Genomic DNA, 25628 nt, shown 5'->3' with positions numbered 1-25628 from the left:
CAGCATTCGGGACGGACAGGCCGTCCATGAAACAGTGCGGCCCGCCCTGCGTCCACAGGGCGGGCCGGATGATCAGAGGCGAACCTCGTTGTTGAGCAGGGTGACTTCAGCGACATCACCGTCGGCAACCAGCCGCACCCGATGGCCCTCGGCGACGAACCCCGAGGGCAGGTCCAGAACCACCTCGACGGATTTCGGCGTCAGGTCGTCAGCGGCGGCCAGGGCCGCGCTGCGGCCCCGCGCGATCTCGCGGCCCGCGGCGTCCTCGAGGATCACCGTGGCGGCGGGCGCCGCGCGGATGCCCTGGTTGAACACCTGCACATGCAGGACGCCGTTCTCGATCCGCGTGGTGCGCGGACCGATCGCCAGGTCGGGGCGATCATGCACCACCGCGCCAGAGGCCTCGGCCAGCGAGAACTCATGGATGGTGATCACGCCGGGCGCGAAGGTCAGGGACGTGGAGCGGCTGCGCTCCAGCGATACCTCCCGCGCCTGGGCCCGGCCGTCGATGGCGTCATCGCCGTTCCGATCCGTTCCGGACCGCACCGTCCACCGGCCGGGCGTGACGTTCCAGCCCGTCATCTCGGCGCTGATCTCGCGGTCCGAACCGTTGAAGGCCATGACGGTGAAACGCTCCGGCGTGGCGCCCGGCATCAGGATGGCGATGTTCTCGGCGTCGCCGTCCCGGCCGAAGCGCCAGCTGACCGTGTGGCCAGGGAAGATCTGGTTGCGGCGCAGGGCCATGCCGCCCAGTCGCGCCCGTTGCAGGAACTCGCTGTAGACCTCGACCCGGTCGCTCCACCAGTGACCCTCGGTCATCATGAACATGCGCTGGCTCGCGCGCTGGACCTCGTCGCCATACAGCCGCTCCAGATACGAGCGATCACCGGTCATCTCCCAGGCGGCGTACAGCGAGTAGCCCGAGGCGCCGCGCGCGTTGGCCTGTTCGACCAGGGCCTGGCCCCAGTCCTCCCGGCGGTCCAGCGCGTCCAGGGTGTTGGCGTTCAGCATGGCCAGCTGGCCGGGCCCTCGCTCGCGCACCCGCGCCTCCAGCGGCGCCAGATACTTGTCATCGCCGGTCCAGCGCCAGGCGGCCCAGAACATCTGGTACGGCGCGATGTCGCCCGCCTCCAGGCTGCCCCGCGCCTCATCGCTGCGCCAGTTGATCTCGGCGGGGAAGCTCCAGTTCCCCTCCGCGTCCTGGGTCCCGTGGGCCAGGTAGTGGTCCGACATGGCGGTCACCAGCGACCGCATGGTGGGATCGCCGTTGTACTCGCCCAGCAGCAGCGCGGCGTGCAGGATCAGATACGAGTGCGGCTTGGACCACTCCCAGATGCCCTCACGCACCACATCGGTGGCGCTGAAATAGTTGCTGACGAAGTGGGTGTGGCCCGCCGCATTCGGCTCGATGATGCGCGAATAGTTGCGCGCCGTGGTCATCAGCCGGTCGACCACCGTGGGGTCGCCCCAGTTCAGATACAGGGACTGGGCGTCGGAGTTCTGCCCTTCCTCATAGACGTGAAGTTCGTCCGTGCGGATCGTCGGCAGGCCGTCGGTGACCATGCCCAGACGATAGATGGCGTCGGTCATCCGGTTCAGCGAACCCGTGACCTTGTCCGGCATCAGGCCCATCAGGGCCGCGCCGGGCCACTGGTTGGTCATGTCGGTGTCGTCCGACAGACCGCCGCCGAAGTCGCCGTACTCCGACTGACGGTTGTCGATCCACCACTCCATGAAGTGACGCAGCAACCGCATGTGCTCCATCTGGCGGAACGCCCAGACGGGCGTGCCCTCGGGGGCCTCGGTCTGTTCGAAGGCGGGCCAGGGCTGGCCGGGATTGGTCTCGGCCCAGTGGAAACGCGCCTGCTCGTGATCGGGATCGACCCGCAGGATGTCCTCCAGATCGCGCATGTAGCGGTCATGCAGCCGCAGACGCCGGTTCTGGGGCCGCTCCTCGACCAGGAACGAGAGGTTGTCTCTCACCTGCTCGAAACGGTCCGCCACATGCTCGACGGCGGCGTCCTCACGGCTCTTGAACACCAGCCGCACACGCGCGCCGTTCAGGCTGTCCGCCGTCAGGCCTTCGCCCGCGCCGGCCACGGTGAAATAGAGGCTGCCGTCGTTGGGCAGGATGCGGTCGCGGGTGTCCAGCCACAGGCTGTAGGGCCGGTTCGGCTCGATCGAGACGTTGACGTCCAGCAGGTCCCGTTCGGGCCACAGCGGGTCCTTGACCCGGATGTTCAGCGGATAGAGGCCGCCGTGGGTGGGCGTCACATCCAGAGGCGGCAGGTCCAGCTGGATGCCGTCCAGACCGCCGTCATAGTTGATCCAGCCATGGGTGCCCCGGTGCGCCGGTTCGCCCGGCCGCGAATCCCGGAAATCGAACGGGATTATCACGTGGACCAGAGGCAGACGCCCCGGCTGCGCGCCGCTATCGCCGCGCGCGGGCCGGCTCATCTCGATGGTTGTGGCGGGCAGCGCCACCACCGTGGCCCGCTCCTCGGCCGGATGGCGCCCGGCCACATGGCTCAGCAGGACGTCCAGCGCCGGATAGTCAGGCGCCACGCGGCTGTCGATCACATAGTTGAGCTCGGACGTCCCATCCGGTGCGCGCGCCGAAGTGATGTTGTAGGCGGCGAATTCCTGGATCGGCGTTTCCGGCAGGCGGTTGTCGAACCGCACCGAGCCACCCGTGCGCGTCTCCACGGAATAGGTGGTCCGCTCGTGCCCTTCCGGTCGCGTCGCCAGCGGGGCCTCGGCGTCGCCGTCGACCCACGTCAGCGTCCCGTCGGCCGCGCCGGTGAACTCCAGCCGGTTCCAGGGTTCGTCGGGCAGGTTGAAGGTGATCGCGCGGCCACCCTCCACATAGACGTTCCAGTCCGGGATCTCGAAATAGTCGTGACGGCCCGGCAGGCGCGAGCGGTAGTAGACGCCCGGCCAGGTGGATTCCCGCACCCCGTCCGATCCCTTCAGGAACCGCTGCTGCAGGTCATAGGTGCTGTCGAACTCCACCTTGCGGATAGCGGTGTAGGGCGCGATGGCGGGCGGCGCCTCGCCGTCGAAACCCAGGCGGTGGCGCCAGGCGCCCCAGCGGTCGGCGGTGATCGACGGGGCCGGAACCTCGACCTCGCCGCCGCGGGCCAGGGCCGCGATCTGCGGCGCCGACAGGGCGCGGTCATGGACCTTCAGTTCGTCCAGGTCGCCGCCGCGCATGAAGTTGTAGCGGCTCTGCACCTGATAGGGGCTGATGATGCGGCTGTGCGGCCCCATCTGGTCCAGCCCTGCGTCGAGGGTCATGGCCCCGGCCTGCTCGCCGACCAGTTGGCCGTCGACGTAAAGCTGTACGCCCGTGGTTTCGTCCCAGGCGAAGGCGATATGGACCCAGCGATCGGGATCCAGCGTCTCCAGGCCGCGCCAGGAGACGCGGGACCGGGACAGGTTGGTGTCGGTGACGAAGGCGTCGAAGCCCGCCCCGTTCCAGTCGATGCGCAGCCAGACCATGTCCCAGCTGCTGTGGTCCGAATAGCTGACCCGAAAGACCGGAAACTCGTTGCGGCTGACCGGCTCGCGGGCGCGCCAGAAGAAGGACAGGGTGCCGCGCTGGGCCTGGATGTTGCCGGGCGCCTCCCAGGTCAGGGTCTGGGCGCCCTGCGCCTCGATGTAGCCGCCGAATCGCCCGTCGGGCCGGATCGAGACGTGGCTGGCGAAATTCGGCTCCGCCTGTCCCTGCGCAACGTCGGCGGTCAGGCCGTCATCGGCGGATACATGGAACAGCAGCCCGTCCTGGGCCGCGGCGGGTGCGGCCGCCAGGGCGGCGGCGATGGCGAACAGGCTGCACGAGGTCTTGATGTGGCGCATGGTGTCTCCGTCCCATTGACTGGCCAGGTCTGACGCCCGGCTCATCATCGGCGCTCGTGAACGGATGCCCCCGCCCCGGTCGCTCGGGAACGATACTGTCGCGATATGACACCGGTGGCAATCCCTGCGGTAACCGGTGGACATTTTCCCCGATTGCAGAAACTATGGTCGGAGAACCAGAGAAGGCCGCATCTCCAAGGCCTTCCATTTCAAGGGATGAGACACGGGTTGGCGACTTTTCCGATCCTTGGAGCACATACGGGCGGCCTTCGCGTTCGCCTGCCCGGGCCCTATGGTCGCGCTAACATCCGCGTCGCCCGCGCCCTTGCGCCCTGTCCTGCCCTGTTCAGATTGTCGTGATGACCGCCAAGCTCAGCCTGCACCCGGACCGCCTGTTCCCCGCCGATGCGGACACCCGCACCGTGGCCCGCCGCCTCTATGCGGAGGTCAAGGATCTGCCGATCATCAGCCCGCACGGCCACACCGATCCCTCGTGGTTCGCCGGCAATGAGTCCTTCGCCAACCCCGCCGAGCTGCTGATCACGCCCGACCACTACGTCTTCCGCATGCTGTTCAGCCAGGGCGTGTCCATGGAGAGCCTGGGCGTGCCGCGCGCCGACGGCGGGCCGGTCGAGACCGATCCCCGCGCCATCTGGCGCCGCTTCGCCGAGCACTACCCCCTGTTCCGGGGCACCCCCTCGCGCCTCTGGCACGACTGGGTCTATTCCGAGGTCTTCGGCCTGACCGAGCGCCTCACCCCCGACACCGCCGACCACTATTACGATGTCATGGACGACAAGCTGGGGCAGGACGACTTCCGCCCCCGCGCCCTGTTCGAGCGCTTCAACATCGAGGTCATCACCACCACCGAAAGCCCGCTGGACGCTCTGGAGCACCACAAGACCATCCGCGAGTCCGGCTGGAAGGGCCGCGTGCTCACCGCCTACCGCCCCGACCCGGTGCTGGACCCCGACTACGAGGGCTTCCGGGACAATCTGGTCGAGCTGGGCGCGATCACCGGCGAGGACGCCCTGACCTGGGAGGGCTATCTGGCGGCCCTGCAGAACCGGCGCGAATTCTTCGCCGCCATGGGCGCCACCTCCACCGATCACGGCCACCCCACCGCCTTCACCGCCGACCTGGCCCCGGCCGAGGCGAAGGCCCTGTTCGAAAAGATCGTGTCGGGCCGGTTCGAGCCCGCCGACGCCGAGCTGTTCCGCGGCCAGATGCTGACCGAGATGGCCCGCATGAGCGTCGAGGACGGTCTGGTCATGCAGCTGCACCCCGGCTCGTTCCGCAACCACAACGGCTGGGCCTTCAAGCGCTTCGGCCGCGACAAGGGCGCCGACATCCCCACCCGCACCGACTATGTGCGCGCGCTCAAGCCGCTGCTGGACCGCTTCGGCTCCGACCCCAAATTCTCCATGATCGTCTTCACCCTCGACGAGAGCGTCTACGCCCGCGAGCTGGCCCCGCTGGCGGGCCACTATCCGGCGCTGAAGCTGGGGCCCGCCTGGTGGTTCCACGACAGCCCCGAGGGCATGCGCCGCTTCCGCGAGCAGACCACCGAGACGGCGGGCTTCTACAACACCGTCGGCTTCAACGACGACACCCGCGCCTTCCTGTCGATCCCGGCCCGCCACGACGTGGCCCGGCGCATGGACTGCGGCTTCCTGGCCCGGCTGGTGGTCGAGCACCGGCTGGAGGAGGACGAGGCCCACCTGGTGGCCCGCGCCCTCACCTATGACCTCGTGAAACAGGCGTACAAGCTTTGACCATCAACCCCACACGACGCGCCGCCCTCGCCGCGCCCCTGCTTCTGGGGGCCGCGGCCTGCAGCCAGGAGATCGGCGAACGCCCCCTGCGCGGCGCCGACACCCACGCGGCCGGCTATCCCACGGTCCAGGCCGTCGACTATTTCGGCGAGCTGCTGTCCCAACGCACCGACGGCCGCCTGCGCCTGCGCAACTATCCCGGCGGCCAGCTGGGCGGCGAGGGCGACACCCTCGAGATCACCATGTTCGGCGGCCTGGACGTGAACCGGGTCAATCTGGCGCCCCTGAACGTGATCGAGCCCACCACCTTCGTGCCCGCCCTGCCCTTCCTGTTCAGCACCACGGACCACATGCGCCGGTCGCTGGACGGCGAACCGGGCCGCGCCATCCTCGAGACCCTGCGGCCCCACGGCCTGATCGGCCTGTGCTTCTACGACTCCGGCCAGCGCTCCTTCTACAACCGGGTCCGCCCGGTGCGGACGCCGGAGGATCTGCGCGGCATGAAGATCCGGGTGCAGCCGTCGGACCTCTATGTGGCCATGGTCAGCGCCCTGGGCGCCAACCCCACGCCCATCCCCTTCGGCGAGGTCTATCAGGCGCTGGTGCAGGGCGTGGTAGACGGCGCCGAGAACAACATGCCCTCCTATGACGACACCCGGCACCACGAGGTGGCGCGGTACTACACCGCCACCGGCCACGTCATGGCGCCGGAGGCCTTCGTCATGTCCCGGCGCACCTGGGACCGCCTGACCCCCGCCGACCGCGATCTGGTCATGGAATGCGCCAACGAGAGCGTGCCCTACATGCGCGAGATCTGGGATGCGCGCGAGGCCTCGGCGCGCCAGAACGTCATCGACGCCGGCTGCGAGCTGATCGAGGACGTGGACGTGGAGCCGTTCCGCGCCCTGATGGCGCCGGTCTGGGAGCGGTTCATCGTCAGCGACCTGCAACAGCGGCTGGTCCGCGACATCCAGGCCATGGAGTAGCCGATGCTGTCCCTCCTCGCCGCCGTATCGCGCTGGATAAGCCGCGTGACTCTGGTCTTCGCCGCCACCGGCCTGGTGGTCATGACCGCCGTCATCGGCTGGCAGGTGTTCGCCCGCTATGTGCTCAGCGACTCGCCCGCCTGGGCCGAAGCGGCCTCTCTCGCCCTGATGGTCTGGTTCATCCTGCTCGCCGCCGCCGTGGGGGTGCGCGAGCAGTTCCACATCGGCATGACCGCCGCCACAAACGCCATGCCCCCCGCCATGGCGCGGGTGGCGCGCGCCTTCTCCCTGCTCGTGGTCGGCGCGTTCGGCGCGGCCATGGGCGTGTGGGGCGGCGAGCTGGTCATCCGCACCTGGGACATCGAGATCGCCACCCTGGGGATATCGCGGGGCTTCAACTACCTGCCCCTGCCCATCGCCGGCTGGCTCATCGTCTTCTTTTCGATCGAACATCTGATCGCCGAGGCCCGCGGCGGAAAGGTTGAACCGCTATGGAGCTGACGCTTCTCCTCCTGACCCTGCTGGTGCTGCTGGTGCTGGGCGTGCCGGTGGCCTTCGCCCTCGGCATCGCCTCGCTGGTGACCTTCATCTACATGGACATCGCGCCCCTGGTGGCGTTCCAGCGCATCGCCGCCGGGGTGAACGTTTTCGCCCTGATGGCCATTCCCTTCTTCATCTTCGCCGGCGACCTGATGCAGCAGGCGGGCATCGCCGAGCGGCTGGTTCGCGTGGCCAACGCCGCCGTCGGGCGCATCCGCGGCGGGCTGGGCCCGGTCAATGTGGGCGCCTCCATGATGTTCGGCGGCGTGTCCGGCTCGGCCATCGCCAGCGCCTCGGCCCTGGGCTCGACCCTCATCCCCATGATGAAGAAGCGCGGCTATGACGCCGACTACGCGGTCAACATCACCACCACCTCCGCGGTGACCGGCCTGCTGATCCCGCCGTCGCACAACATGATCATCTATGCGGCCGCCGCCGGGGTCTCCATCTCCGTGGCCGACCTGTTCATGGCGGGCGTGATCCCCGGCCTCGTCACCGGCCTGATCCTGATGATCGTCGCCTGGCTGGTGGCGCTCAAGCGCGGCTATCCCCGCGGCGAGTTCCCGGGCTGGGGCGCCTTCGCCCGGGCCTTCGTCGGCGCCATCCCCGGCCTGCTGACCGCCGTGATCATCTTCGGCGGCATCCTGGGCGGCATCTTCACCGCCACCGAAAGCTCGGCCGTGGCGGTGATCTACACCATGGTGGTGGGCTTCCTGGTCTACCGGACCCTGACCTTCAAGGGCTTCGTCACCGCCGCCATGAATGCGGTCAAGACCACGGCCATGGTCATGCTGATCATCGGCTCGGCGGCGGCCTTCGGCTGGCTGCTGGCCCTCAACCAGGCGCCCGAACAGCTGGCGGACCTGATGCGCATGGTGTCGGACAATCCGATCATCATGCTGCTGATGATCAACGTCATCCTGCTGTTGCTGGGCACCTTCATGGACATGGCGCCCCTGATCGTCATCACCTCGCCCATCTTCCTGCCGGTGGCCATGGAGGCGGGCATGGATCCGATCCAGTTCGGCATGGTGCTGATGCTGAACCTGGGCATCGGCCTGGTCACCCCGCCGGTGGGCTCGGTCCTGTTCGTGGGCTGCGCCGTGGGCAAGATCCGGGTCGAGGATGCGGTCAAGACCATGTGGCCGTTCTATCTGGCCCTGATCGTCTCCCTGATGCTGATCACCTATGTGCCGGCCTTCTCCATGACCCTGCCCAACCTGATGCGATGAGCCCACGACTGTCCGCGTCCGTCCTCGGCGCCCTGCCTCCCGCCGTTGCACAGCCGGCCTATGACCGCGCGGCGGTGAAGACCGGGGTGGTGCACCTGGGCGTCGGCGCCTTTCACCGGGCCCATCAGGCGGTGGTCTTCGACGACGCCCTGGCGGCGGGCGACCCGCGCTGGGGCGTGCTGGGCGCCTCCCTGCGCTCGCCCGGCGTGCGCGATCAGCTCAACCCCCAGGACGGCCTCTACAGCGTCGTTGTGCGCGACGGCGACCGGCGCGACGTGCGCATCATCGGCGCGATCGGACAGGTGCTGGTGGCCCCCGAGGACCCGGCCGTCCTCGTCGCCGCCATGACCCACCCGGACGTTCACATGGTCACCCTGACCGTGACGGAGAAAGGCTACCGGCTCGACCCCGCCTCCGGCGCCCTGATGATCGACGATGCCGATGTGGCGGCGGACCTGTCCAACCTGTCAGCGCCGCGCACCGCGCCGGGCTTCGTCACCGCCGCCCTGGCCGCGCGCAGGGCCGCGGGCCTGCCCCCCTTCACCGTGGTCTCCTGCGACAACGTCCCCCACAACGGCGCCCGCATCCGCCAGGCGGTGCTGGACATGGCCGGGCGTATCGACCCCGGCCTGAAAAACTGGATCGAGGCCCACGGCGCCTTTCCCCAGACCATGGTGGACCGCATCGTCCCCGCCACCACGCCCGACGACGTAGCCGCCAATGAGGCCCTGCTGGGCGCTGCCGATCAGGGCATGGTCAAGACCGAGCCCTTCACCCAGTGGGTGATCGAGGACCGCTTCGCCGGACCCCGCCCCGACTTTGAATCTCTCGGGGTTCAGGTCACCGCCGATGTGGCCCCGTGGGAGGACGCCAAGCTGCGCCTTCTCAACGGCGCCCATTCGGCCATCGCCTATCTGGGCGGTCTGGCGGGCCTCCAGTACGTCGATCAGGTGGTCGCCATCCCCGCCTACGCGCGCTTCGTCGAGGCCCTGTGGGATGAGGCCGAAAGCACCCTGTCCCCGCCGCCGGGTCTGGATGTGGCCGCCTATCGCGGCGAGCTGATGCGCCGCTTCGCCAACAGCGCGCTGCAGCACCGCACGGTCCAGATCGCCATGGACGGCAGCCAGAAACTGCCCCAGCGCCTGCTGGCCGCCTGCGCCGCGCGGCTTGAAAAGGATCAGCCCATCGACGCCCTGGCCCTGGCCGTGGCGGGCTGGATGCGCTGGCAGGACGGCGTGGACGACGCCGGAAACGCCTTCACCGTGGACGACCCCCTCGCCGCCGAGACCGCCCGCCGCGTCCAGGGCGCGGCCGGACCCGCCGCCAAGGTCGCCGCCCTGCTGGACCTGTCCGCCGTTTTTCCGCCCGCCCTCGCCGCCGACGCCCGGTTCGCCAGGGCTGTCGCCAACGCCCATCTCAGCCTCGTCGAGCGCGGCGCCGAGGGCGCTGTCGACGCCTTCGTGGAAAGCCTGCCCAAGTCATGACCCGCGTCCTGATCCTCAACCCCGCCGACGACGTGGCCGTGGCGCTCGAGGATCTGGCGGCGGGTGCGACCCCCGACGGGCTGGCCGTCCCGGTGCGCGATGACGTCGCTGCGGGCCACAAGGTCGCCCGCCACGCCATCGCCGGGGGCGCCATCGTGCGCAAATACGGACAGGTCATCGGCCGCGCCCGCGCCGCCATCCCCGCCGGCGCCCATGTCCACACCCACAACCTGGCCATGGCCGACGACAGCCGCGACGCCGAGATCGGCGTCGACGCCCGCCCCGTCGCGGTCCAGCCCGGCGCCACCTTCGAGGGCTATGTCCGCGCCGACGGCCGGGTCGGCACGCGCAACTACATCGGCGTGCTGACCAGCGTGAACTGCTCGGCCACCGTCGCCCGGCGTATCGCCGACAGCTTCCGTCCCGAGGATCATCCCGGCGTCGACGGCGTTGTGGCCTTCACCCATCAGGGCGGCTGCGGCGGCGCGTCCATGAGCCCCGACGTGACCCTGCTCCAGCGCACCCTGGCGGGCTATGCGCGCCACCCCAATTTTGCGGGCATTCTGGTGGTGGGCCTCGGCTGTGAGGCCAATCAGATCCCCGACTTCATGGCCCGCGAGGGGCTTCAGGCCGGGCCTGCCCTGCGCGCCATGACCATTCAGGAAGCCGGCGGCACATCCCGCGCCATCGAACAGGGCCAGGCCATCGTCCGCGAGATGATCGCCGAGGCCGCCAAAGCCACGCGCCAGACTGTCTCCGCCGAGCACCTGACCGTGGGCCTGCAATGCGGCGGCTCGGACGGCTGGTCCGGCGTCACCGCCAACCCGGCGTTGGGCGCGGCGGTGGACCGTCTCGTGGCCCAGGGCGGCTCGGCCATGCTGTCGGAAACGCCGGAGATCTGGGGCGCCGAGCATCTGCTGCTGCGCCGGGCCGCGTCACAGGGCGTGGCCGACCGTCTGAACGCCCGGCTGGACTGGTGGCGCGACTACGCCGAGCGGCACCAGATGGAGCTGAACAACAATCCCTCCCCCGGCAACCTCAAGGGCGGCCTGACCACCATTCTGGAGAAGTCGCTGGGCGCCGTGGCCAAGTCCGGCTCAACGCCCCTGAACGACGTCATCGGCTATGCCGAGCCCCTGACGGTGAAGGGCCTCAGCTTCATGGACAGCCCCGGCTACGATCCCTGCTCGGCCACCGGCCAGATCGCCTCAGGCGCCAATCTGATCGTCTTCACCACCGGGCGCGGCTCGGTGTTCGGCGCCAAGCCCGCCCCGTCCATCAAGGTCGCCTCCAACGCAAAGCTGGCGTCGTGGATGGACGAGGACATGGACATCGACGCCTCGCCGGTCCTGACCGGCGCGTCCCTGGCCGAGGTGGGCGATCTCATCTTCGCCCGCATCCTGGCCGTCGCCTCGGGCGAACCCAGCAAGTCCGAGGCCCTGGGCGTCGGCGACAACGAGTTCGTCCCTTGGCAGGTGGGCGCTTATCTCTAGGGCCTGCCGAACAGCAGACGTTCCGAACGGCCGCAACGGGTGATTAGCGGACCTTGCGATCGGCTTCCGCAGCGATCCATTCACCAAGCCTATCAACATAGAACTGTCCTCGCGGCTCGACCGAACGAAGGATCGTGGCGATCATTCCCGCCTCGCGTTCCGCTGGGCTGTCGGTGTTCAAAACGGCGAGGATGAAGCCTGACAGGCGATGGGTGAACTCGCTCGAAGCATACAGGTTCTTGGTGTCGGTTGGATCATCAAGGTGGGCTGACCTGACATGGATCGTTTCCATGTGGATCAACCGCGCCAAAACCCTCGCCTGACTGTCAGCCGGTAAGGCAGCGAAAGCCGTGTAAAGATCGGAACTCATATCTATTCGTCCCAGACAACCGGACCCCACGCCTGCTCGGTCCAAGCCTTGGCGTCGGCGACAGTCGGAAATGGTCCGGTCCCTGAGACGTAGTAATAGAGGCCATCTGGCCCCGGTTCTGCTGGAAGTTCACCTTCGTTGAGCAGACCGTCGGCGTGATAGGTTGCCCATCTCACATCGTAGTTTCGCGCCGTGACCAGGGTGCGCTTGGAGATGTCTCCGTCATAGAGCCAAGTGCCGCTTGCAACGACGACGCCTTCGAGATCATCCAGTGCCATAGGCTGGACAATGCGATGTCCGATCAATGTCCGCAACGGGTCGATTTGCGACGTTGGCTTTCTGGCTGCGAGCGAACCCCGCATCGCCGATTTCATGGGTCCACGCCCTGGGGTCTGTCCCTATAAATCCGTCATCCTCGGGCTTGTCCCGAGGACCCATTGTGGCCTCAAGCGTAATTTTGAGCTGCCTTGACTGTCCGGGGCGACCCGGCGACCTGTCGAGACTGTTTTCACCATAGGCCCTCGGGACAAGCCCGAGGGTGACGGAATATTGAAATCACTGAACTATTTTAGCGCGGCTTACAGGTCCACGCCCCGGGCGCGATCAGGTTTCAGGGGCCCGATGCGAAAAAGCGCCGCTAATTAATCCCGCTGGTTTTGCATGCCTTATAATGCGGCGTCGACCAGAACACGGGAGGGCGATTTCATACGATTGATACGATTCAGACCCCGATTTTTCCGGCGCCGGAGTCCGAAATCAGGGGCGCGATTTCGGACAATTCAGACTCTGTTTTCAAAGCGGATTCTGAGATTTCGGACAATTCAGACCCTGTTTTTTTGAGTCCGGAGTCCGAAATCGATCAGAGGTGAATCATCCGCCCATAGGCGTCCAGCGTCGCCTCGTGCATGGCCTCGGACATGGTGGGGTGCGGATAGACCGTGCCGTGCAGGTCTTCCTCGGTCGCCTCCATGGTGATGGCGGTGACGTAGCCCTGGATCATCTCGGTGACCTCGGCCCCGATCATGTGGGCGCCGATCAGGGCGCCGGTCTTGGCGTCGAAGATCACCTTGACGAAGCCCTCGGTGTCCCCGGCGGCGATGGCCTTGCCGTTCACCTTGAAGGGGAAACGGCCGATCTTGACCTCGCGCTTGGCCTCCCGGGCGCCCTGCTCGGTCAGGCCGACCGAGGCCACCTGGGGCTGGGCGTAGGTGCAGCCGGCGATGGGCGAGTGCACATTGGGGGTCTTGAACCCGGCGATGTGCTCGGCGGCGTGGATGCCTTCGTGGCTGGCCTTGTGCGCCAGCCAGGGCGCGCCGGCGCAGTCGCCGATGGCGTACAGGCCCTTGACGTTGGTCTGGCAGTGGCTGTCGGTCTTGATGTGGCCCCGGTCCATCTCGACGCCCAGCGCCTCCAGCCCGATGCCGTCGGTGTTGGCGGTGATGCCCACCGCCGAGATGCACACCTCGGCCTCCAGCGTCTCGGCCTTGCCGTCCGCTTCAACGAAGACCTTCACACCCTTGGAATCCTTGGTGACTTTGGTCACCTTGGCGCCGACGCGGAAGGTCATCCCGCGCTTCTCGAAGGCCTTCTTGGCGGTCCTGGAGACCTCCTCGTCCTCCACCGGCATGATGCGGTCCAGCGCCTCGACCACCGTCACCTCGCAGCCCAGCGCCCGATAGAAGCTGCCGAACTCGATGCCGATGGCGCCCGAGCCGATCACCACGATGGACCTGGGCAGGACCTTCGGCGTCATGGCCTCGCGGTAGGCCCAGATGCGGTCCCCGTCCGCCTCCAGCCCGATCTGCGGCAGGGCGCGGGCGCGGGCGCCGACGGCCAGCATGACCGCCCTGGCCTGCACCGTGCGCGACTTGCCGTCCTTCAAGGCGATGACGACCTTGGGGGCGCCCTGCCCCTTCTCCAGCTTCGCGTCGCCCTCGATGACCTCGATCTTGTTCTTCTTCATCAGGAAACCGACGCCCTGATTCAGCTGCTTGGCCACACCCCGCGACCGGGCGATGATGGCCTCGAAGTCAAAGCCCACCTTGTCGGCGCTCAGGCCGTAGTCCTTCAGGTGGCTCAGGCTCTCGTACTTCTCGCCCGACTTCAGCAGCGCCTTGGTGGGGATGCAGCCCCAGTTCAGGCAGATGCCGCCGAGGTTCTCGCGCTCGACGATGGCGACCTTCTGGCCCAGCTGGCTGGCCCGGATCGCGGCCACATAGCCGCCCGGTCCCGAACCGATGACGATGAGATCGAAGTCGGCCATCCAGAAGTCTCCAACACCTTGAATCTTGACGCCCGGTCATATCCGCCCCCGCCTCCGCTGGCCACACCTGAGACCCCTGCGGAAACGAAAGTTCAGGCGGCCAGGAAGGCGATATAGGCCTCCATGTCGATCACCGAGATCGCCACGATGAGCGCGGCCGGCAGGAGCACCAGCAGCAGATACAGCGCCAGATGCGCCGCAGAACGCCAGGCGGCCGAAACCATCGACAGGCCATAGTACCGGGACGCCGCCCGCGCGAAATAGAACAGGTACGGAATGACCAGCGGCCACGCCGGCAGGTTCGCGCCGAACCGGTTGGCCAGAGCCAGCAGCATCAGCAGGGTGAACGCCGTGACATGGGCCCACAGGGCGAACACCAGATGCTCCATGAACAGTCGCCGACGACCGAACAACCGCCCCAGTAGAAGCGCGAACAGGGGCGTCAGCAGCCAGATGGCGTTGGGCAGCCACGCCGCCAGCCGCTCGCTGAACCGGGCTGTCTGACGGTCATCCTGAATCTCGTAAAGCAGGTTCTGCCGATCCAGTTCGCTGGTCGCGCGATCCGCCGCTTCCTGCATGGCCGCATGGATGCGGGGGTCGATGGCCGGCTCCACCCGCCGCTGCATCCAGAGCTCCGCGTCGGTTTCTCCAGTCACATGGACGGTATAGCCATCGGGATCGGCGCGCGCCGTCACCTGGGCCCCCGGCTCGACGTGCCGCACATACTGATAGATCACCACGTCGCTGAAGTTCAGCACCGCCAGGAACAGGGCCGTCACCACCACGAAGATCTTGACCGGACTGGCGTACAGACTGCCCGCCCCCTCGCGGTAGGCGATCAGGATGCGGCTGGGCCGGGTCACGAGGGCGACAAGGGTGCGCACCCCCTGCCCGTCGATCAGGCTGGTCTCGGAGAACGCCTCAAGCGCCATCTCCCGCAGGGGACGCGGGCGCGCCTCGGTGTCCTGACCACAGGCGTGGCAGTACCGACCGTTCAGGGTCACCCCGCAGGCGGCGCACGCGCCGCCCGGCTCTCCCACCGCTGTCATGATCACCCCTCCCGCGGCGAAGCATAGGAGATTCCGGGACGATCAGGCCAGCATGGTGACGGGGTTCTCGATCATCGGCTTGAAGGCCTGCAGGAACCGGGCGCCCACAGCTCCGTCCACCACGCGGTGGTCGCAGGTCAGGGTGACCGTCATGACCGTGGCGATCTCGATCCTGTCGCCGCGCACCACAGGCCGCTTCTCGCCGGCGCCCACGCTCATGATCGCGCCCTGCGGCTCGTTGATGATCGAGGCGAACGACTTGATGCCGAACATACCCAGGTTCGAGACGCTGAACGTGCCGCCCTGGAACTCGTCGGGCTTCAGCTTGCGGTCCCGCGCGCGCTTGGCCAGGTCCTTCGATTCCGTGGCGATCTCGGCCAGGGACTTGGTCTCGGCCTTGCGGATGATCGGGGTGATCAGGCCGCCGTCGATGGCGACCGCCATGGCCACGTCTGCGTGGTGGTGCATGGCGATGCCTTCGGGCGTGTAGCTGGCGTTGGCTTCCGGCACGGCCTTCAAGGCCATGGCCACGGCCTTCATGACGAAGTCGTTGACCGAGACCTTGATCCCCTGAGGCTCCAGCATCGCATTGACCTGCGCCCGCGCGGCCAGCAAGCCGTCGATCTCGCAGTCGATGACCAGCGGGAAGTGCGGCACGTCGCGGAAGCTGTCGGTCAGGCGACGCGCGATGGCCTTGCGCATGCCGTCCAGCGGGATCAGGTCATAGCTGCCCGGCGCGATGCCCTGCTGCTCCAGCGACAGCACCTTGCGCGGCTCGCCCGATGCGGCGGCGGTCGCGCCCTTTGCGGCGCCGCCCTTGTCGGCGGACTCCACGTCCGCCTTGACGATGCGGCCGTGCGGGCCCGTGCCCTTGAGGCTCTTCAAGTCCAGCCCGGCGTCTTTCGCCAGGCGGCGCGCCAGCGGAGAGGCGAAGATGCGCTCGCCGTCCTTGACGGGCGCGGGCGAAGCCTTGGGGGCCTCCGCCTTTTCCGCCCTGGCTTCGGGCCTGGGCTCGGCCTTCTCTTCGGCCTTGGCTTCCGCCTTCGGCTCGTCCTTCTTCTTCGGCGCGGGCGCGGCCTCGTCGCCGGACAGACGCGCGATGGGCGTGTTGACCTTCACGCCCTCGGCGCCCTCGGCCACGAGAATCTCCAGAACCTCGCCCTCGTCGACCGCCTCGACCTCCATGGTCGCCTTGTCAGTCTCGATCTCGGCGATCACGTCACCGGCCGAAACGGTGTCGCCGACCTTGACGTGCCATTTGGAGAGGTTGCCCTCCTCCATGGTGGGCGACAGGGCGGGCATCAGGATGTCGGTCATTGGACGCTTCCGGGTTTGGTGTCTTCGACCACGGTCTGGGCGTTGTCAGCCTTGATGACGTCGCTCATCCCCTGAAGGATGCGGTGATACGCCTCCCGCTCGTCCTGACCGTGGCGAACCGAATAGCCATGGGCCATGTGGCGCGCCGCGATGGCCAGCATGCGGCCATATTCGGCCGGGTCCTTGAACGCCGGCTTGATGGACATCACCGGCTCGCCCCTGGACCACCACATGCGGGTGAACTCGACGGCCTGGGGATCGGCCGCGACGCTGTCCGGCGTGTGCAGCTTGAAGTCCTCGGACTGGCTCATGCCGTCACCGCCTTCACGGCCTTGATGATCTTGTCCACACCCGGCAGCGACAGGGCTTCCAGGTTCGCGGCGTAGGGCAGAGGCACGTCTTCCTGGTGCACCCGCAGCGGCGGGGCGTCCAGATAGTCGAAGGCATGCTCGATCACCCGGGCCACCACCTCGGCGCCGACGCCCATGGGGCCCCAGCCTTCCTCGGCCGAGACCAGGCGGTTGGTCTTCTTGACGCTCTCCACGATGGTCTCGTGGTCCAGCGGGCGCAGGGTCCGCAGGTCGATGACTTCGGCCTCAATGCCCTCTTCCGCCAGCTTTTCGGCGGCGGCGAGCGCAAAGCCCACCATGCGGCTGTGGGCCGTGATCGTCACGTCCGTGCCCTCGCGGCGCACCTTGGCCTTGCCGATGGGAAGGACCCAGTCCTCCACCTCGGGCACGTCGAACTCCAGCCCGTACATCATCTCGTGCTCGAGGAAGACGACCGGGTTGGGATCGCGGATGGCCGCCTTCAGCAGGCCCTTGGCGTCAGCCGCATCATAGGGCGCGATGACCTTCAGGCCGGGCACCTGGGCGTACCAGGCGGAATAGTCCTGGCTGTGTTGGGCGCCCACGCGGCTGGCCGCGCCGTTGGGACCGCGGAACACGATGGGGGCGCGGATCTGGCCGCCCGACATGTACAGCGTCTTGGCCGCCGAGTTGATGATGTGGTCGATGGCCTGCATGCCGAAGTTCCAGGTCATGAACTCGACGATGGGCTTCAGCCCGGCCATGGCCGCGCCGACGCCCAGCCCGGCGAAGCCGTGCTCGGTGATGGGCGTGTCCACCACGCGCTTGTCGCCGAACTCCTGAAGCAGCTCGCGGCTGACCTTATAGGCGCCCTGGTACTGGGCCACTTCCTCGCCGATCAGGAACACACGGTCGTCGCGGCGCATCTCCTCGGCCATGGCGTCGCGCAGGGCGTCGCGGATGGTCGTCTTGACCAGCCTGGCGTCGGACGGGATTTCCGGATCCTTCAGCGCGACCTTGGGCGTCACGGGCGCTGCGCCTTCGCCCTCGGTGGTGGCCGCTTCCTTCTCGGGGGAGTCGGCCTGCTCGGCCTTGGGCTCGTCCTTGTCGGCGTCAGCCTTCTTCGGTGCAGGCGCGGCGTCGTCTCCGGACAAGCGCGCGATCGGCGTGTTCACCTTCACACCCTCTGAGCCCTCGGCAACGAGAATTTCCAGCACCTCGCCCTCGTCCACCGCCTCGACCTCCATGGTCGCCTTGTCGGTCTCGATCTCGGCGATCACGTCACCGGCGGAGACGGTGTCCCCCGCCTTGATGTGCCACTTGGACAGCGTGCCCTCTTCCATCGTGGGGGACAGCGCCGGCATCAGAATGTCGGTCACGGGTCAGGCCTCCACGTAGACGTCGGTGTAGAGCTCGGACGGGTCCGGCTCCGGGCTCTCTTGAGCGAACTGCACGGCCTCGGCGACGATGGCCTTGATCTCGGCGTCAATGGCCTTGATCTCGTCCTCGGTGGCCTTGGCGTCCGCCAGCAGCTTCTTGACGTGCTCGATGGGGTCGCGGGTCTTCTTGACCTCGTCCACCTCTTCCTTTGCACGGTACTTGGCCGGATCGGACATGGAGTGGCCGCGATAGCGGTAGGTCTTCACTTCCAGGATGTAGGGGCCTTCGCCGGACCGGGCGCGCTCCACCGCGCGCTTCACCGCGTCGCGCACGGCCAGCACGTCCATGCCGTCGATCTGTTCGCCGGGGATGCCGAAGCTGGCGCCGCGCTGGCTCAGGTCGGTGGTGGACGACGAGCGCTCGATGCTCGTCCCCATGGCGTACTGGTTGTTCTCGATGATGTAGATGGCCGGCAGCTTCCACAGCTGGGCCATGTTGAAGCTCTCGTAGACCTGACCCTGGTTGGCCGCGCCGTCGCCGAAATAGACGAAGCTGACCGAGTCATCGCCCCGGTATTTGCCCGCGAAGGCCAGGCCGGTGCCCAGCGCCACCTGGGCGCCGACGATGCCATGCCCGCCATAGAAGCCGGTCGGCACGTCGAACATGTGCATCGAGCCGCCCTTGCCCTTGGAGGAGCCGCCGATGCGCCCCGTCAGCTCGGCCATGACCTCGTTCGGATCCATGCCCGCGGCCAGCATGTGGCCGTGGTCGCGGTAGCCGGTGATGATCTTGTCGTGGCCCTGCTTGACGCTGGCCTGCACGCCCACCGCCACGGCCTCCTGGCCGATGTACAGGTGGCAGAAGCCGCCGATCAGGCCCATGCCGTACAGTTGGCCCGCCCGCTCCTCGAAGCGGCGGATCAGGACCATCTGCCGATAGTACTCGAGCAGCTCGTCCTTGGTCGCCTGAGGCGTGTTTGGAATCTTCGCCGGGGGCTTGCCCTTGGCGGTGGTCGGTTTTTGAGCGGCGGCTTTCGCCATCCGGCGCCCTCCAGCTGAACTCTGAACGAACGGGTTCTTATCGTTACGGAAAGGGGGCTTTAGCAGCCTTCCTTCCCGGATGGCAAAGCCGGGCTTCGCCTGTAACGAAAGTTCAGGAGGCCGTGACCGCGCGCCGCTCCACCGGGATCAGATATTCGCCGGGCGCGGCGAAGCCCAGAACCACGCGTGCGCGCTCTTCAAGCAAGTCCCGCGACAGGTTGTCGGTGCGCAGGTAGCGAACGCGGAGCTCCAGATCCTGACGCCGGTCTTCCAGCTGGGCCAGCTCAACCTGACGGCGCTCCAGCATCTCCGCCCGTTCGCCATGGCTCAGCAGGCCACGCTCGCCGGTCAGCGCCTGCACCCCGAAGTACAGGATCAACAGGAAGATGATGCCCGTGGGCGCATAGGGACGCATGCGTTCGATCACTACAAACGCCCTTTCTGAGCGCAGAACTACGGAATCACCCCTGACCGAAAAGGCTTAATTATTGGTAGCTTGACCATAAACTGCACATACATGAAGGCAGCGCGCTCCTCCCTGGCGGCCAACCTTCGCGCAACCGAACGCCAGCTTGGCCGTTGAAGGCGTCCATTCAAGGAGGATGCCATGCGTTTGATGATCGTCGCCGCGAGCGCTGCGGTTCTGGGCCTGGCGGCCTGCAATCAGGAAGAAGACACGCCGGCCATGGACGAGACCGTCGCGGCCGAGGATGTGGCGATCGACACCGCCGCGACCGACCCGGAGCCCGAAAGCGCCCCTGTCATGGATTCGACCACGCAGGACAACGCCGTTCCGCCTGCGGATATGAACACCGGGCCGGGCCCGGTGACCGAAGACGCCCGTGCCGACGCCCAGGCCGAGGCGGAATCCACCAACCTGCGCCCGCGCACCGAATAGCGACGGCGGCTCAGGCCAGGAAAAAGGGCGGGTCTCGCGTGAGGCCCGCCCTTTTGATTTTCAGGGATCCTGCCGCAATCAGGCGGCGCCGTCCTGCTGCTTCTTGGGCTTTTCGGCATAGATCAGCAGCGGCTGGGCCCGGCCCTCGACCACCTCGGCGTTGACCACCACCTCTTCCACACCCTCGTAGGTCGGCAGTTCGAACATGGTTTCGAGCAGAATGCCCTCCATGATCGAGCGCAGGCCCCGGGCGCCGGTCTTGCGGGTGATGGCCTTCTTGGCGATGGCCGACAGGGCGTCATCGGTGAAGGTGAGCCCCACGTTCTCCATCTCGAACAGGCGGCCGTACTGCTTGACCAGGGCGTTCTTGGGCTCGGTCAGGATGGTGATCAGGGCCGCCTCGTCCAGATCCTCCAGCGTCGCCAGAACCGGCAAACGGCCGATGAACTCGGGAATCAGGCCGAAGCGCATCAGATCGTCGGGCTCGACCTCCTTGAGAATGTCGCCCATGCGGCGTTCGTCGATCTCCTTGACCTTGGCGCCGAAGCCGATGGAGGCCCCCACGCCACGCGCCGAGATGACCTTCTCAAGGCCGGCGAAGGCGCCGCCGACGATGAACAGGATGTTGGCTGTGTCGACCTGCAGGAATTCCTGCTGGGGATGCTTGCGGCCCCCCTGGGGCGGCACGGAGGCCACGGTGCCCTCCATGATCTTCAGCAGGGCCTGCTGCACGCCCTCCCCGCTCACGTCGCGGGTGATGGAGGGGTTGTCGGACTTGCGGCTGATCTTGTCGATTTCATCGATGTAGACGATGCCGCGCTGGGCCCGTTCGACATTGTAGTCGGACGCCTGGAGCAGCTTCAGGATGATGTTCTCGACATCCTCACCCACATAACCGGCTTCGGTCAGGGTGGTGGCGTCGGCCATGGTGAACGGCACGTCGATGATGCGCGCCAGGGTCTGGGCCAGCAGCGTCTTGCCCGACCCGGTAGGCCCGATCAGCATGATGTTGGACTTGGCCAGCTCCACGTCGTTGTTCTTCGTGGCGTGGTTCAGGCGCTTGTAGTGGTTGTGGACGGCGACGCTCAGCACCTTCTTGGCGTGGCTCTGGCCGATCACGTAATCGTCAAGGACTTCGCGGATTTCCTTGGGCGTGGGCACGCCGTCCTTGGACTTCACGAAGGCGATCTTGTGCTCTTCGCGGATGATATCCATGCAGAGTTCGACGCATTCATCACAGATGAACACGGTCGGTCCGGCGATGAGTTTGCGCACCTCATGCTGGCTCTTTCCGCAGAAGGAGCAGTACAGGGTGCTCTTGGCGTCGCCACTGGCGGCTTTGGTCATCGGCCTTCTCACTCTCGCGTCCCGAAACGATCCGGGCGCGCCTCCTTCCGTCACGATTCGCAAATCCTGCGCCGGAAGGTCTTCAAAAAATGACAATCACCCATCCGAAGGTCCATCACAACCCCGACGAGGCGAACCGGCGGCGGGTTTTCGCGGGATGGACGAGGCGGGGGAAAGGTCGTTACGGTCATTCCAGATGGGAAATCTCGCACCACTTCGCCAGCCCCAGGTTCTGGGTCCCGCGCCGGGCCAGCCTCTTGTCGCCTTCGATTTCGACGGGACCATGACCGTCAGGGACAGTTTCACCGATTTCCTGCGCTGGCGCGTGGGTGCAGTGGGCTACCTGTTCGGCATGGCGCGTCTGACGCCCGCCGCCCTCTCCTACCTGCGCACAAGGGACCGCGGAGCCATCAAGGCGGCGGCGGTGGCCGAGTTCCTCGACGGCGTCGACCGCAAGACCCTGAAAGGGCTCGCTGAAACCTATGCGGAACAGGCCTGGAGCCGTCTCATGCGCCCCGACGCCCTGGCTTGCTGGAACGACTGGGGCGCCAAGGGCGCGCACCGGGTCATCGTCACCGCCTCGCCCGAGATCACCGTGGCCCCCTTCGCCCGCCGCCTGGGCGCGGAGGCCTTGCTGGGCACCAAGCTGGCCTTTGATCACGACGACCGCATCACCGGCGCCTTCGCAGGCGAAAACTGCCGGGGCTGCGAAAAGGTCACGCGGCTCAAGACAGCCTATGGCGACGACGTCCGCCTGACCGCCGCCTACGGCGACACCTCCGGCGACACCGAAATGCTGGCCATCGCTGACCAGCCCGGGTTTCAGGTGTTTACGGCTAAACCCTAGCTCTTCTTGGGCTCTTCGGCCGGCGCTTCCTCACGCTGCTCATAGACATGGTCCACCAGACCCCAGTCCTTGGCTTCCTGGGCGCTCATGAAGTGGTCGCGGTCCAGGGTGCGCTCGACTTCCTCATAGGTCCGGCCGGTGTGCTGGACATAGATTTCGTTCAGGCGGCGCTTGGTCTTGATGATGTCCTCGGCGTGACGCTCGATGTCCGAGGCCTGGCCGCGGAACCCGCCAGAGGGCTGGTGCACCATGATGCGCGCGTTGGGCAGCGACACCCGCTGGCCCGCAGCGCCCGCCGTCAGGATCAGCGATCCGGCCGAGGCGGCCATGCCCATGCACACCGTCGAAACGGGCGACTTGATGTACTGCATGGTGTCGTAGATCGCGAGCGCCGAGGTCACAATGCCCCCGGGGCTGTTGATGTACATGGAGATTTCCTTCTTGGGGTTCTCGGACTCCAGGAAGAGAAGCTGGGCGCAGATCAGGCTGGCCATGCCGTCGTCGAACGGGCCGGTCAGGAAGATAATGCGCTCGCGCAGCAGGCGCGAGAAGATGTCGAACGCCCGTTCACCGCGGCTGGATTGCTCCACCACCATGGGGACGAGGTTGCTCTGGATGTAGTCGATCGGATCGCGCATGAAGGCCTTCTCGAAGCTGCGTGCGTGCGCGACTCGGGCGCCGCGCATCGTTGCTTCCTGATATCGCGTTCCCCGCGCCGCCTTGCAAGGCGCGGCCGACGGTTTCGCGTGTGACGGGTCAGCGGGCTTCCGCCACCTCCCACGCCGCGTCGACAAGGGCGCGGAACGGCGCGCGGCTGATTTCCGCCTGGGTGCTGATGGCCGTGGCCCGTTCGCGACTGATGCGGGCGGCGAGCGCAGCCGCCTCGCGCAGGGGCGGCAAAGCCTCCTCCGGACGGCCGGCCTCCAGATAGGTCCGGCCCAGGTTGGACCGCACATCCACCACCGTCTTGGGCCAGCGGGCGCCCTCCAGATCAACAAGTTGCACCGCTCGCGTCATGATGACGATGGTCTCGTCGAAGCGGCGCTCCATGTAGAGCGCATAGGACAACAGCTGCAGCGCATTGATCATCTGGCGGCTGTCCGGCCCGAAGCTGCGCTCGGTCATGTCCGCTGCGGATTGCAGGTGCGGGATCGCGTCGTCGTAGCGGCCCTGCAGAGCCATCACGAAGCCCAGTTGGCTCGCCGCCTCCTGGGTGACCACATTGGTTTCTCCCAGCGCCGGGAGCGCCAGGGCCAGGATCTCGGTGAACATCACCTCCGCATCTCCATAGCGTCCCAGGTCGGCCAGCACGCGGCCGATAAGCACCCGTGTGCGCAGAAGCGCGGCGGCGTCAGGCGCCAGCACGGCCTGTTCGAGCGCCAGGACCTGAAGCAGCAGGTCAAGGGCGCGCTCCTGACGCCCCGTGGAACCCAGATGAACAGCCAGATTGCGCAGGGGCACGGCGTTCTCGATGCTGTCGGCGCCATACTGTTGGGTCGTGAAGTCCACCACGCGGCGCAGGGCCGTTTCCGCTTCGTCGTGTCGCCCCATAAAGCGCCAGAGCTCGCCCAGGGCGCCGTACGCAAAGGACGCAGCCTCCTCATCATTCGCGCCTTCTGTCAGGGCGAGGGCTTCGAGATAAAGCGCCTCCGCATCGTCGAAGCGGTTCTGCTCCGTCCTAAGGCTGGCGAGATAGCGCAGCGCATTGGCCAGGGAGCCTTGACCTTCCCCGTCAAGGCGATACGCCGCGATGACCGCTTCCAGGTGGCGTTCGCCCTCCTCCAGCCGCCCCAACTCCACGGCCGCGTAGCCGAGGTAGGTGAGGACATAAAGCCGGTCCTGCGCCGTGGTCTCTTCGGCGCCCTCGAGAATGCGCAGCGCCTCGGTCAGGATCTCATAGGCGGCCTGATCCTCACCGATCTGGCTGAGCACCTGGCCATAGAGCGCCATGGCCATGCCGAACGCATGAGGATCACCCAGCGCGCGTCGGTGCTCCATGACCCGGCGACGATGGTCGGCCATGGCTGGCCAGTCGCGTTGCAGGGACGCCACCTGGGCGATGCGGGTGTGGACATCGGCCATCTGGGCGGCGTCGGCGCCCTCTCCCTCCAGTTCGGCCAGACGGGCGATCAGCAGGGCGCGGGCCTCGCCGTAGCGGCCGAGCCCCTTCAAGGCATCGGCGCGGGAAAGGTTGAAGGGCCGCCATGACCGGCGCTCGGAGTCCGTTCCGTTCTCGCCTGGCGCCGCAATCGTGAGGAGCGCATCGCCCTCGGCCAGCGCCTCGTCGTAGCGCCCCAGCGCGTTGAGAGTGAAAATGACATTGGCTGTGGCTGCGATGCTGCCCTGCCCTGCCGGCCCCTGCTCTCCCATATAGATCGCCTGGGCGCGTCTGAACTCGCCAAGTGACTCTTCCTGAAGGAAAAGCCGATCACGAAGCACCAGACCCAGCCGGTTCGCCGCGTAGGCGGTGGCGGTGTGATCGCCCCAGGCCGCGATGCTCAGCTCCAGGGCCCGTCGCAGCAGGGGCTCATCCACCGCGTCCTCGCCGTGAAGAAGCGTGCGAGTGGTGATCAGGTGCTCGGCCGCATGGCTGCGCCGGGCCGTCGTCAGGTCGGGCGCGTCCAGAGCGTAGGCCAGCCGCGGCTCCGCCTCGGCGTCGCGTCCCAGATCCTTGAGAATTTCCGCCTGGCTCAGACACGCTTCGCCCGGCGTGGCGCTGATTCCGCCATGCGCGCGCCACAGGTCGCAGGCGCGCCCGAAAGCCGGCGCAGCCTCCTCGGCCCGGCCGAGCTCGCGCAGGAGGAAGCCGTGGTCGAAGGCAACCAGCGCGGCCCAGGCCGAGGTATCGTGTGACGGGTCGTTCAGCGCCTGCGCAGACGGCGTCAGGACATCGAGCGCTTGCTCAGGCTCGCCCCCGGCGTACAGCGCGCGCGCCAGGTTGAAGGCGGCGCTGACGATCTGCTCATCGGACGGCGGCGCCGAGGGAGCGAGCACCGCGTGCGCCTGCGTCAGCAATGGCAGGGCTTCGTCGTGCTTCTGCTGAGCCACCAGATTGGCGCCGAGGGCGCGGCGCGATTCCGCCAGCGCCTCCTCGTCGTCCAGACGTTCGCGGATGGCCAGGTCGCGGCGTCGGTGCGCCTCCGCCGCCACATTGTCCCCCACCGCCTCGGCGACCGCTCCGCGTGAGGCGTGGGTGGCTGCGACGATGGGGTGATCCTCTCCATACACCCGGATTTCGATCGGCAGGATTTCGACCAGCCCGGCGTCGGCTTCAGCAAACCGTCCGGCTTCATAGTCGGCCAGAACACGCGCCTCGATGCGTGCAAGCGCCTCGCGGTCCGCCTCTGACGCCGCCGCCAGGGCGGGATCCAGCGCGTCCTGACGGGCGTGGGCGAGCGTCCCTGCCGCAAGCGAGGCCGCCAATACCGCGATGAGAAGATG

Annotated in this window: 21 protein-coding genes; 8 read left to right on the top strand and 13 right to left on the bottom strand. The window is 67.3% G+C overall.

Annotation, left to right across the window (positions count from 1 at the left end; all coding sequences use genetic code 11):
- Positions 1–72: 72 nt before the first annotated feature.
- Complete coding sequence (locus IWC96_RS07240; RefSeq protein WP_196838648.1) at positions 73–3858, bottom strand: LamG domain-containing protein; 3786 nt, start codon at positions 3856–3858, stop codon at positions 73–75.
- 359 nt (positions 3859–4217) lie between these two features.
- On the opposite strand from IWC96_RS07240, the gene uxaC reads away from it, so the two are divergent.
- The 6 genes from uxaC to IWC96_RS07210 are packed head-to-tail and all read left to right on the top strand — an operon-like array spanning position 4218 to position 11368.
- The gene (gene uxaC / locus IWC96_RS07235) at positions 4218–5633 is read left to right on the top strand and encodes a glucuronate isomerase (protein WP_045319087.1); all 1416 of its coding nucleotides are present in this window, start codon (positions 4218–4220) and stop codon (positions 5631–5633) included.
- Positions 5630–6619 carry a TRAP transporter substrate-binding protein gene (locus IWC96_RS07230; protein ID WP_021697559.1) on the top strand — a complete coding sequence of 330 codons (990 nt, stop codon included), beginning with the start codon at positions 5630–5632 and terminating at the stop codon, positions 6617–6619. Before uxaC ends, IWC96_RS07230 begins: the two co-directional genes overlap by 4 nt.
- Positions 6620–6622: 3 nt before the next feature.
- Entirely contained in the window at positions 6623–7120 is a 498-nt protein-coding gene (locus tag IWC96_RS07225; protein WP_021697558.1) for a TRAP transporter small permease, read from the top strand.
- Positions 7111–8391, top strand: a complete 1281-nt coding sequence (locus IWC96_RS07220; protein WP_021697557.1) for a TRAP transporter large permease — start codon at positions 7111–7113, stop codon at positions 8389–8391. The genes IWC96_RS07225 and IWC96_RS07220 overlap by 10 nt, the downstream gene beginning before the upstream one ends.
- Entirely contained in the window at positions 8388–9875 is a 1488-nt protein-coding gene (locus tag IWC96_RS07215) for a mannitol dehydrogenase family protein (RefSeq protein ID WP_196838647.1), read from the top strand. The genes IWC96_RS07220 and IWC96_RS07215 overlap by 4 nt, the downstream gene beginning before the upstream one ends.
- Complete coding sequence (locus tag IWC96_RS07210) at positions 9872–11368, top strand: UxaA family hydrolase (protein WP_045319086.1); 1497 nt, start codon at positions 9872–9874, stop codon at positions 11366–11368. The genes IWC96_RS07215 and IWC96_RS07210 overlap by 4 nt, the downstream gene beginning before the upstream one ends.
- 43 nt (positions 11369–11411) lie before the next feature.
- Here IWC96_RS07210 and IWC96_RS07205 read toward each other — a convergent pair whose 3' ends face one another.
- The 9 genes from IWC96_RS07205 to IWC96_RS07165 form a co-directional block, all read right to left on the bottom strand.
- Positions 11412–11738, bottom strand: a complete 327-nt coding sequence (locus tag IWC96_RS07205; protein ID WP_045319085.1) for a hypothetical protein — start codon at positions 11736–11738, stop codon at positions 11412–11414.
- 2 nt (positions 11739–11740) lie between these two features.
- Positions 11741–12112: a hypothetical protein gene (locus IWC96_RS07200; RefSeq protein WP_148291476.1), complete on the bottom strand. Its 372-nt coding sequence runs from the start codon at positions 12110–12112 to the stop codon at positions 11741–11743.
- A gap of 485 nt (positions 12113–12597) precedes the next feature.
- Complete coding sequence (lpdA, locus tag IWC96_RS07195; protein ID WP_021698096.1) at positions 12598–14001, bottom strand: dihydrolipoyl dehydrogenase; 1404 nt, start codon at positions 13999–14001, stop codon at positions 12598–12600.
- Between the two features lie 92 nt (positions 14002–14093).
- A complete protein-coding gene (locus IWC96_RS07190) occupies positions 14094–15050 on the bottom strand; it encodes a DUF3667 domain-containing protein (protein WP_021698095.1) in 957 nt (318 codons plus the stop codon).
- Positions 15051–15092: 42 nt separating this feature from the next.
- Positions 15093–16367 carry a pyruvate dehydrogenase complex dihydrolipoamide acetyltransferase gene (locus IWC96_RS07185; protein WP_196838646.1) on the bottom strand — a complete coding sequence of 425 codons (1275 nt, stop codon included), beginning with the start codon at positions 16365–16367 and terminating at the stop codon, positions 15093–15095.
- Entirely contained in the window at positions 16364–16678 is a 315-nt protein-coding gene (locus tag IWC96_RS07180; RefSeq protein ID WP_196838645.1) for a DUF5076 domain-containing protein, read from the bottom strand. Before IWC96_RS07180 ends, IWC96_RS07185 begins: the two co-directional genes overlap by 4 nt.
- Entirely contained in the window at positions 16675–18054 is a 1380-nt protein-coding gene (locus IWC96_RS07175) for a pyruvate dehydrogenase complex E1 component subunit beta (protein WP_021698093.1), read from the bottom strand. The genes IWC96_RS07180 and IWC96_RS07175 overlap by 4 nt, the downstream gene beginning before the upstream one ends.
- Positions 18055–18057: 3 nt before the next feature.
- The gene (gene pdhA, locus IWC96_RS07170; protein WP_021698092.1) at positions 18058–19095 is read right to left on the bottom strand and encodes a pyruvate dehydrogenase (acetyl-transferring) E1 component subunit alpha; all 1038 of its coding nucleotides are present in this window, start codon (positions 19093–19095) and stop codon (positions 18058–18060) included.
- A gap of 112 nt (positions 19096–19207) precedes the next feature.
- Entirely contained in the window at positions 19208–19522 is a 315-nt protein-coding gene (locus tag IWC96_RS07165; RefSeq protein ID WP_021698091.1) for a septum formation initiator family protein, read from the bottom strand.
- Positions 19523–19702: 180 nt separating this feature from the next.
- Here IWC96_RS07165 and IWC96_RS07160 point away from each other — a divergent pair, with 180 nt between their 5' ends.
- Positions 19703–19993 (top strand): hypothetical protein, encoded by a 291-nt coding sequence (locus IWC96_RS07160; protein ID WP_021698090.1) that lies wholly within the window; start codon positions 19703–19705, stop codon positions 19991–19993.
- 78 nt (positions 19994–20071) lie between these two features.
- Here the strand turns inward: IWC96_RS07160 and clpX are convergent, their stop codons facing one another.
- Positions 20072–21340, bottom strand: coding sequence for an ATP-dependent Clp protease ATP-binding subunit ClpX (clpX, locus tag IWC96_RS07155; RefSeq protein WP_021698089.1), 1269 nt, complete (start codon positions 21338–21340; stop codon positions 20072–20074).
- Positions 21341–21536: 196 nt separating this feature from the next.
- Here clpX and IWC96_RS07150 point away from each other — a divergent pair, with 196 nt between their 5' ends.
- Complete coding sequence (locus IWC96_RS07150; RefSeq protein ID WP_045319229.1) at positions 21537–22187, top strand: HAD-IB family hydrolase; 651 nt, start codon at positions 21537–21539, stop codon at positions 22185–22187.
- Here IWC96_RS07150 and IWC96_RS07145 read toward each other — a convergent pair.
- Both IWC96_RS07145 and IWC96_RS07140 read right to left on the bottom strand, forming a co-directional pair.
- Entirely contained in the window at positions 22184–22825 is a 642-nt protein-coding gene (locus tag IWC96_RS07145) for an ATP-dependent Clp protease proteolytic subunit (RefSeq protein WP_045319234.1), read from the bottom strand. The two genes, IWC96_RS07150 and IWC96_RS07145, sit on opposite strands and share 4 nt — an antisense overlap.
- A gap of 118 nt (positions 22826–22943) precedes the next feature.
- Complete coding sequence (locus tag IWC96_RS07140) at positions 22944–25610, bottom strand: tetratricopeptide repeat protein (RefSeq protein WP_196838644.1); 2667 nt, start codon at positions 25608–25610, stop codon at positions 22944–22946.
- Between the last annotated feature and the right edge of the window lie 18 nt (positions 25611–25628).

This window comes from Brevundimonas sp. BAL450, assembly GCF_015767455.1.
GTDB lineage: Bacteria > Pseudomonadota > Alphaproteobacteria > Caulobacterales > Caulobacteraceae > Brevundimonas > Brevundimonas abyssalis.
The sequence above is the reverse complement of the archived record's forward strand: the minus strand, read 5'-3'. Positions and strand labels throughout refer to the sequence as shown.